The sequence below is a fragment of the Dietzia sp. IBK-p2-15D genome (assembly GCF_057773105.1).
In genome coordinates this window covers 1-445 of sequence record NZ_JBYMTK010000104.1, presented here as the reverse complement: position 1 = coordinate 445, position 445 = coordinate 1, and the positions used below count along the sequence as shown (strand labels likewise).

At 48.5% G+C, this 445-nt stretch carries 1 protein-coding gene; it reads right to left on the bottom strand.

The genetic code is table 11. The features are described 5' to 3' along the window. Positions 1–134: 134 nt before the first annotated feature. On the bottom strand, positions 135–374 hold the full coding sequence (gene atpE / locus AC3DEV_RS17075) for a F0F1 ATP synthase subunit C (RefSeq protein WP_488372886.1): 240 nt from the start codon (positions 372–374) through the stop codon (positions 135–137). Positions 375–445 lie beyond the last annotated feature (71 nt).

Sequence of the window (445 nt, the reverse complement as noted above, 5' to 3'; positions counted from 1 at the left end):
CGTACTTCATGCAGAACAGAACGAACAGGACAAACGCGATGGCCTGGCCGAGGATTGTTGCGTTAAGATTCACAGCACAATGCCTCTATTTAGTTAACGTTCTGATATTGCTCTTTAAATAAAAGCAACGCTTACTACGCGACAGCGAACATCACGTACAGACCCAGACCTACAGCGATCATCGGGATAGCATCCACCAGACCCATAACGATAAAGAACTGAGTACGCAGCAGAGGAATCAGATCAGGTTGACGCGCTGCGCCTGCCAGGAATTTACCCCCGAGGATGCCGATACCGATCGCAGCACCGATTGCCGCCAGACCCATCATCACAGCGGCAGCCATGTACAGCAGATCCATATTCAGGTTTTCCATGACAGTCTCCAGTTTGTTTCAGTTAAAACGTAGTAGTGTTGGTAAATTAATGTTCTTCAGACGCCATCGAC